This window comes from Morganella sp. HSTU-ASny43 (genome assembly GCF_022819185.1).
Lineage (GTDB): Bacteria > Pseudomonadota > Gammaproteobacteria > Enterobacterales > Enterobacteriaceae > Morganella > Morganella morganii.
Map to the genome: position 1 here is coordinate 1 of NZ_WSPG01000052.1, position 7,319 is coordinate 7,319.

Sequence of the window (7,319 nt, forward strand, 5' to 3'; positions counted from 1 at the left end):
GAGCGGGAAACGAGACTCGAACTCGCGACCCCGACCTTGGCAAGGTCGTGCTCTACCAACTGAGCTATTCCCGCATCTCTGAACTTACTGATTTACTTATTTGTTTTCGCAAACCGCTGTGTCGTTCGGATGCGTTGCATTCTACTGATTTCACGCTGTGAGTCAACCGCTTAATTCATGAAAAATGATCGTTCGCTGTTTTTTACAGCATATCGATCAGGCTTCACTCAAATCCGCCCATGCAGCGCGTAAATATTGGAACATAGACCAGAAAGTCAGGATCATTGCAATGTAGAAAAGGATGAAAGCAGCAATTTCCGTCAGGTCATTCGGCCGCCAGATAAGCCCCACCAGTGCCACCATTTGTGCCGTGGTTTTGACTTTACCCATCCAGGAAACCGCAACGCTGTTGCGCTTGCCCAGCTCAGCCATCCATTCACGCAGTGATGAAATAATAATTTCACGGGCAATCATTGTGATAGCAGGCAGCGTTATCCACCAGACCGCATAGTATTCTGTTACCAGCACCAGAGCGGTCGCCACCATCACTTTATCAGCGACAGGATCCAGAAAGGCCCCGAAACGGGTGGTTTGTTTTAAACGACGGGCAAGAAAACCATCAAACCAGTCTGTCATCGCAGCAATGACAAAAATAGCGGCGCTGACAACAGGTGCCCAGCTGAACGGCAAATAGAAGGCGAGGACAAAGAACGGTATCAGGATAACGCGAAACAGAGTCAGCCATGTAGGGATATTTAATCGCATAACGGAGCCATTATTTTATAAGTCAGATGAAAAAGCCGCTTGCGCATCTGCCGGCACATATTACCGCCCCGCTGATTCCGGGGCCTGTTGCGTGATTTTCAGGTTCTGCGCAATCCTACCGGATAACATCATACTACCACAGTTACAGATAACTCACCGCTGTTATTGAAAAAATTCTCTTATCCGCCGCACAGATAAGCCCTGTTTATTAATGCTTAAGTGCATGGAAAATTTTTTCCGCCAGTGCATACGAGATAGTCGGGACTTTGGCGATTTCATCGATGCTGGCGTTACGCAGCGGCTGTAATCCGCCCATGTATTTGAGCAGCATCTGCCGCCGTTTCGGCCCGATACCTTCTATCGATTCCAGCGCACTGGTGTTTTTAACTTTTGCCCTGCGTTGCCGGTGACCGGTGATCGCATGGTTGTGGGATTCGTCACGGATATGCTGGATCACATGCAGTGCCGGTGAGTCCGGCGGCAGCGCCATCCCTTCCCCGGAGGCGGCAAAAAAGAGGGTTTCCAGACCCGCTTTGCGGTCACTGCCCTTTGCCACGCCGATCAGTTTCGGTCTGTTTTTATCCCAGTCCACGTCCAGGCCGTCAAAGGCTTCAATCGCTTTACCGAGCTGGCCTTTACCGCCGTCGATAAAAATAATATCGGGGATTTTTTCATTGCCGATATGTTTGCCGTAGCGGCGGTGCAGCACCTGATCCATCGCCGCATAGTCATCCCCGGGCGTGATACCGGTGATATTGTAACGGCGGTATTCCGATTTCACCGGCCCGTTGCTGTCAAAAACCACACAGGAAGCTACCGTCTGATCTCCCATGGTATGGCTGATATCAAAACATTCCATACGATTGATGGTTTCAATGCCGGTCAGTTCTGACAGGGCTTTCATACGTGTCGCGATAGTGGATTGCTGCGCCCGTTTTGTCATCAGCGCGGTCACGGCATTGGTGTGTGCCAGCTTCAGATAACGGGCACGGTCGCCGCGCGGTTTCGGCTGGATAAGGATCCGCCGGCCGGCAAACTGAGACAGGGTTTCTTCCATAATCTCTTTTTCCGGTAACGGGAAATCCAGCAGAATATCATCCGGTAATGAGCGGTTCTCACTGCCCTGGAGATAAAACTGGCCGATAAAAGTTTGTACGATTTCGTCCGGTTCAGTACCTGCCGGGACTTTCGGGAAGTAACTGCGGCTCCCCTGCACGCGGCCGTTGCGGATAAACAGGACATGAATACAGGCCAGACCGGCATCAAAATAAACACCCACGACATCCAGGTCATCTCCGGAACCGGTAACAAACTGTTTTTCAGTGACAGCCCGGACAGCCTGAATCTGATCCCGCAGCCGGGCAGCCTCTTCAAAACGCAGTGCCTGACTGGCCTGCTCCATTTTTTCCACCAGTTCTGTCAGCACCTGCTGATCTTTACCTTCCAGGAACAGGCGGACCAGGTTCACTTCTCTGTCATAATCCTCATCACTTACCAGTCCTTTGACACACGGCCCCAGACAGCGGCCAATCTGGTATTGCAGACACGGGCGGGAGCGGTTGCGGTAGACGCTGTCCTCACACTGACGGACGGGGAACAGTTTCTGCATCAGCGCCAGCGTTTCACGCACGGCATAGGCGTTCGGGAACGGCCCGAAGTATTCCCCTTTGGCGTGTTTGGCCCCGCGGTGAACAGCCAGCCGCGGGTGTTTGTCATTGCTGCTCAGATAGATATACGGATAGGATTTATCATCGCGCAACAACACGTTGTAACGCGGCTGATATTTTTTGATATAGGTGTGTTCCAGCAGCAACGCTTCTGTTTCCGTGTGCGTCACTGTGACATCTATCTGAGCAATATTCTTAACCAGCTGCTCGGTTTTTTTTCCCGAAACCTGCGTACGGAAGTAGCTGGAAAGCCGTTTTTTCAAATCTTTGGCTTTCCCGACATAAATCACTGTGCCTTCAGCATCATACATCCGGTATACACCGGGCTGGCTGGTCACAGTTTTTAAAAATGCTTTCGCATCGAATTCAGTTACAACCGCTTTTTCCATACAGGGTACAAACTCTCTGCTCTCAGTGTTTATTCATTCATCCGGCACCACGCTGTCAATATGGATCAGTCCGTAGCGCAGTGCCAGATGGGTGAGTTTAATATCACCATTAATATTCAGCTTATTAAATATTCTATATCTATAACTGTTCACCGTCTTGCTGCTGAGACACATTTTGTCGGCAATTTGTGTGACTTTGATGCCCTGCGCTATCATAACCATCACCTGGCGCTCCTGGTGACTCAGTTTATCCAGCGGATTGCTGTCATGTGCATGCAGGCGGGTGTCAAGAATGGTCTGCTGGGCGATATCCGGTGCCACATAGCGCTGGCCCCGGCTGATAATCCGGATGGCGTGCAGTAAATCCTCACGGTCACTGCTCTGATACAAATACCCCGCCGCACCGCTGTTCATCACTTTATACGGTGAGATCAGGCTGTGTTCATCTGTCAGGATAATCACTTTGGTTTCTGAGGTATAGCGGGTGATTTTTTTTGCAGCTTCCAGGCCGCTCATCACCGGAAAACCGATATCAAGCAATGCCACATCCGCATGATTATCACGGCACCAGCGCACTGCACCGGTGCTGTCCCTGACCTCCCCCGCCATTTTCATACCCGGTGTTGCCGTGATAATGGCACCAATCCCTGCACGGTAAAATTCATTCGAATTTGCCACCAATACTGAAATCACACAGAACTCCTTTCTGAATTTTCAATAAATTTACCGTAAATTATACAAGGCCTGGTTAAACCGTTATTTAATAAAGATGACATTCTTCCGGTAACAGGCTGAATATTATAAATATATCTCACGACTAAAAATTGATTGCAGTGATGATTCAACAGAAACAGAGGACATGAAAGGAGACGGCTGCCGGGAGACAGCAGCCGGAGACAGGCAGATAATGTTACGGCATATCAGGATGAAAACGGTCAATGCTGACCAGTTGATCAAAAGGCAGTTTACCGATACGCGGATAAGGCTCACCGGCGGATTTACCAATCGCCACCATCAGGCAGATTTCATAGTTTTCCGGCAGATCAATGACTTCAGCCACCGCATTAAAATCAAATCCGTCCATCGGACAACTGTCATAGCCCTGCGCTTTTGCCAGCAGCATCAGCGTCTGGGCAAAAATACCGGCACTGCGCATAATTTCATCACGCTGGGTTTCCGGTTTACCGCGATAGTAGTTATCAACCGCATTGACCATAAAATCCCGCACCAGCGGGTCGGCATCACGCCAGATTTCACGGGGACGGGAACTCCAGGCTGCCACATCACCGCATAAAATCACCAGCATGGAGGCGTCCGTCATCTGCGGCTGATCCCAGCCCACTTTGCGGATATTGCGGCGTTGTGCCGGATCCTCCACCAGCAGCGGCCGCCAGTGCTGAAGGTTAAAGGCACTCGGGGCATTTTCCATCGCCAGTGACAGTAGTGCTTTCTTCTCGTTAAGCGGGATCACAAAATCAGGATCAAACTTCTTGGTTGCTCTGCGCTGACGCACGGCATCAATAACATTCATACAGACTCCTGTTTATTCCATTTATTATCCGGATGATTTATTTACCATAACATGAATTTGATTCCGGATGCGGGGTCACGATTACAACGCAAAAAAAACCCGCACTCCGGTGAGTGCGGGTTTTCAGTCATTAACTGTCAGCAGAATTATACGAACAGTTTGAACACGATGTTACCGATGGTCAGCAGACCGATGATGGTAACAAAGTAGTTAGATGCCTGACCTTTGTATTTGCTCAGAGCCGGTACGCGGTTAACAGCATACATTGGCAGTAAGCACAGCAGTGATGCGATGATTGGTGCACCCATTGCTTCAATCAGGTCCAGGATGTTCGGGTTGATGTAAGCGATGAACCAGGTAGAACCCATGATGAACACCATAGAGATCAGGTTCAGTTTACCAACGCTGACTTTGTTTTTGTCGCCACCGAACGCAAATTTCAGTAACAGACCGTTCATACCTTCCAGAGTACCCAGGTAGTGACCGAAGAAGGATTTGAAGATTGCAACCAGTGCAATGATTGGTGCAGCCCAGACCAGGATAGTCGCCAGAGTACCGTTAGCGCCGCCCACGTTGTTGAAGTGGTAAGCCAGGTAAGTCAGAACAGGAACGTTCATCTCTTTCGCTTCAGCCATGTTAGCCGGAGACAGCGCGAACAGGCAGCTGAATGCGAAGAACATAACCACACCCACCATCAGTAAACCTGCGCGGGAGATGATTTTGTTAACTTTCTGCTCGGTGAAATCTTTACCGCACGCCGCTTCGTATTCTTCACGTTTTGATACCACGAAAGAAGATACGATTGGTGAGAAGTTGAAAGAGAACACCATGATGGAAATACCCAGCCATACTGTTACCAGGATACCGCTGTGACCGAACAGCTGGAAGCTGTCTGCGTTCACGCTTTCAAATACGGCTGTGTTCCAGTAAGGGATCAGAGCCAGAGATAACAGCACCAGGCTGGCAATGAACGGGAATACCAGGTAGCTCATGACGCGGACCATCAGATCTTTACCGAAGTAAATAATGACAGCCATTGCTAACAGCAGAATCAGTGCAACCACACCCCGGTTCAGCGGCATCATGCCCAGCTGCTGTTCCCAGAATGCCATAAAGGTATTGGTGATGGTTACGCCGTAGATCCACAGGAGCGGACAGATTGCGAAGAAGTACAGGAAAGTGATAACAACACCACCGCCTTTACCAAAGTGCTCTTCAACAGTTTCTGTGATATCGCCTGACGGATTTTTGCCTGACAGACATAAACGTGCTAATGCACGGTGACATAAGAACGCAATCGGATATGCCAGAACCAGCATGATCAGAATCGGGATCAGGCCACCGTAACCGGCACGGATCGGGAAGAATAGTACCCCTGCACCTATAGCAGTACCGAACAGACCGAGTGTCCAGGTCGTGTCCGATTTACGCCAGCTTTTATACTCAGCCGGAATCTGGGTTTTGTCAGTACTCATGTTGCTTTTCCTTTTAAAAGACTATGCAAATATTATTTTTCGTGGGTACCAATAATTTCAGAGATACGAGTCAGGTCAATGTTCCCGCCGGAAATGATGCTGACTGTCTTCTTGTGTTCGATATATTTTTTCAGTTTCCCGCTAAGAATCGCAGCAGACGCCAGTGCACCGGCACCTTCGGTCACTACTTTGTTGCGCTGGATTAACGCAATCATGCTTTCGCGGATTTCTTCTTCTGTTACCAGAATGATGTCTGTCACCAGCTCTTTCACGATGTCATACGTGATACTGCCCGGAGTCGAAACATCACAACCATCTGCCACAGTACCGGCATCACGATGGGTCGTGATTTTACCAGCACGATATGATGCTTCCATACCATGAACGTTTTCAGATTGGACACCGATCACATTAATAGTCGGGTTGATGGATTTCAGAGCAACTGCAACACCGGCAATCAGACCGCCGCCGCCGATTGGAACGATAACGTTATCGACGTCATACAGATCTTCAAGGATTTCCAGACCGATAGTCCCCTGGCCTGCGATCACTTTTTCGTCATCGTATGGCGGGATAAAGATACGGCCTTCCTGCTCAATGATCTCTCTTGCTTTAGCAATCGTGTCATTGAAGTTATTACCGTGCAGAACAACTTCCGCAGAGTAATCTGAGGTTGCTGCAATTTTGGATTTTGGTGCACCGGTAGGCATAACAACTTTGCCGTTGATACCTAACATAGCGCAGGATAAAGAAACGCCCTGAGCATGGTTACCGGCTGAGCAGGCAACGATGCCCTGTGCTCTTTCTTCTGGTGTCAGCGAACTTAACTTGTTAAATGCACCACGGAGTTTAAATGAACCTGTGCGCTGCATGTTCTCAAATTTTAAGTGGATTGTGCCGTTGCACTTTTCACTTAAATAATTGGACTTCGGCATACCCGTTTTATAGACATGTCCTCTGATGGTTTTTTGTGCATCAATGATATCTTTAATGGTTACCGGCAGATCGTATGTAATCATGACAAACCTCGTCCTATCTTTTTATATATATTAAAATTGAGTCTAACTATACCGACAAATTTAAAAACAACTGTATTTCAAATCATATTTTTAAAATATTCCCGAAAAACTTTCTCAACGTGTGATCCAATCCAAACTTCTTTCGGTTTTCTGTCTTTTTTAATGTTTTATATTTCATTTCAAGTTAAATGAAAATGACTTAATGTTGATTATTTGTTAAATAACAGCAATCGGATTAACATTTGGTTGCGCAACGCAATCTTTTTCCCATTTTTTGTTATCAATGCTGCATTATTGTTAAAGAATCACTGCGTAAAAAGACGTATAAATGATCCCGCCACGTAAAAAAGGGCATGTATTTTGACAAAAATTAATCTTACCAAGGCCCCATCTTACAGCAAAATATCCTGATTTTTTTAACAATCCTAAAAATGCAATGTGATTCAAATCACTATAAATATTATATCTGTCTA

General features: G+C 47.8%; 6 protein-coding genes and 1 tRNA gene. All 7 read right to left on the reverse strand.

Going from position 1 to position 7,319, the window contains the following annotated elements; genetic code table 11:
• Position 1: 1 nt before the first annotated feature.
• The 7 genes from GN208_RS17345 to tdcB all read right to left on the reverse strand — a co-directional run bounded on the left by GN208_RS17345 (position 2) and on the right by tdcB (position 6,846).
• A tRNA-Gly gene (locus tag GN208_RS17345) sits at positions 2-74 on the reverse strand.
• Between the two features lie 142 nt (positions 75-216).
• On the reverse strand, positions 217-765 hold the full coding sequence (gene pgsA, locus GN208_RS17350; protein ID WP_004240294.1) for a CDP-diacylglycerol--glycerol-3-phosphate 3-phosphatidyltransferase: 549 nt from the start codon (positions 763-765) through the stop codon (positions 217-219).
• A 208-nt stretch (positions 766-973) separates the two neighbouring features.
• The gene (gene uvrC / locus GN208_RS17355; protein ID WP_004240292.1) at positions 974-2,821 is read right to left on the reverse strand and encodes an excinuclease ABC subunit UvrC; all 1,848 of its coding nucleotides are present in this window, start codon (positions 2,819-2,821) and stop codon (positions 974-976) included.
• Positions 2,822-2,854: 33 nt separating this feature from the next.
• Positions 2,855-3,514, reverse strand: a complete 660-nt coding sequence (locus GN208_RS17360) for a response regulator (protein WP_004240290.1) — start codon at positions 3,512-3,514, stop codon at positions 2,855-2,857.
• Between the two features lie 217 nt (positions 3,515-3,731).
• Positions 3,732-4,352, reverse strand: a complete 621-nt coding sequence (locus GN208_RS17365) for a nitroreductase family protein (protein ID WP_004240289.1) — start codon at positions 4,350-4,352, stop codon at positions 3,732-3,734.
• Between the two features lie 146 nt (positions 4,353-4,498).
• Entirely contained in the window at positions 4,499-5,827 is a 1,329-nt protein-coding gene (gene tdcC, locus GN208_RS17370; protein ID WP_004904012.1) for a threonine/serine transporter TdcC, read from the reverse strand.
• A gap of 32 nt (positions 5,828-5,859) precedes the next feature.
• A complete protein-coding gene (gene tdcB, locus GN208_RS17375; protein ID WP_004240287.1) occupies positions 5,860-6,846 on the reverse strand; it encodes a bifunctional threonine ammonia-lyase/L-serine ammonia-lyase TdcB in 987 nt (328 codons plus the stop codon).
• Positions 6,847-7,319: the final 473 nt, after the last annotated feature.

What these genes read in the sequence shown, in the direction of transcription:
- pgsA (WP_004240294.1), bottom strand. Translation starts at nt 765, where the DNA reads ATGCGATTAAATATCCCTACATGGCTGACTCTGTTTCGCGTTATCCTG.
- uvrC (WP_004240292.1), bottom strand. Translation starts at nt 2,821, where the DNA reads ATGGAAAAAGCGGTTGTAACTGAATTCGATGCGAAAGCATTTTTAAAA.
- GN208_RS17365 (WP_004240289.1), bottom strand. Translation starts at nt 4,352, where the DNA reads ATGAATGTTATTGATGCCGTGCGTCAGCGCAGAGCAACCAAGAAGTTT.
- tdcC (WP_004904012.1), bottom strand. Translation starts at nt 5,827, where the DNA reads ATGAGTACTGACAAAACCCAGATTCCGGCTGAGTATAAAAGCTGGCGT.
- tdcB (WP_004240287.1), bottom strand. Translation starts at nt 6,846, where the DNA reads ATGATTACATACGATCTGCCGGTAACCATTAAAGATATCATTGATGCA.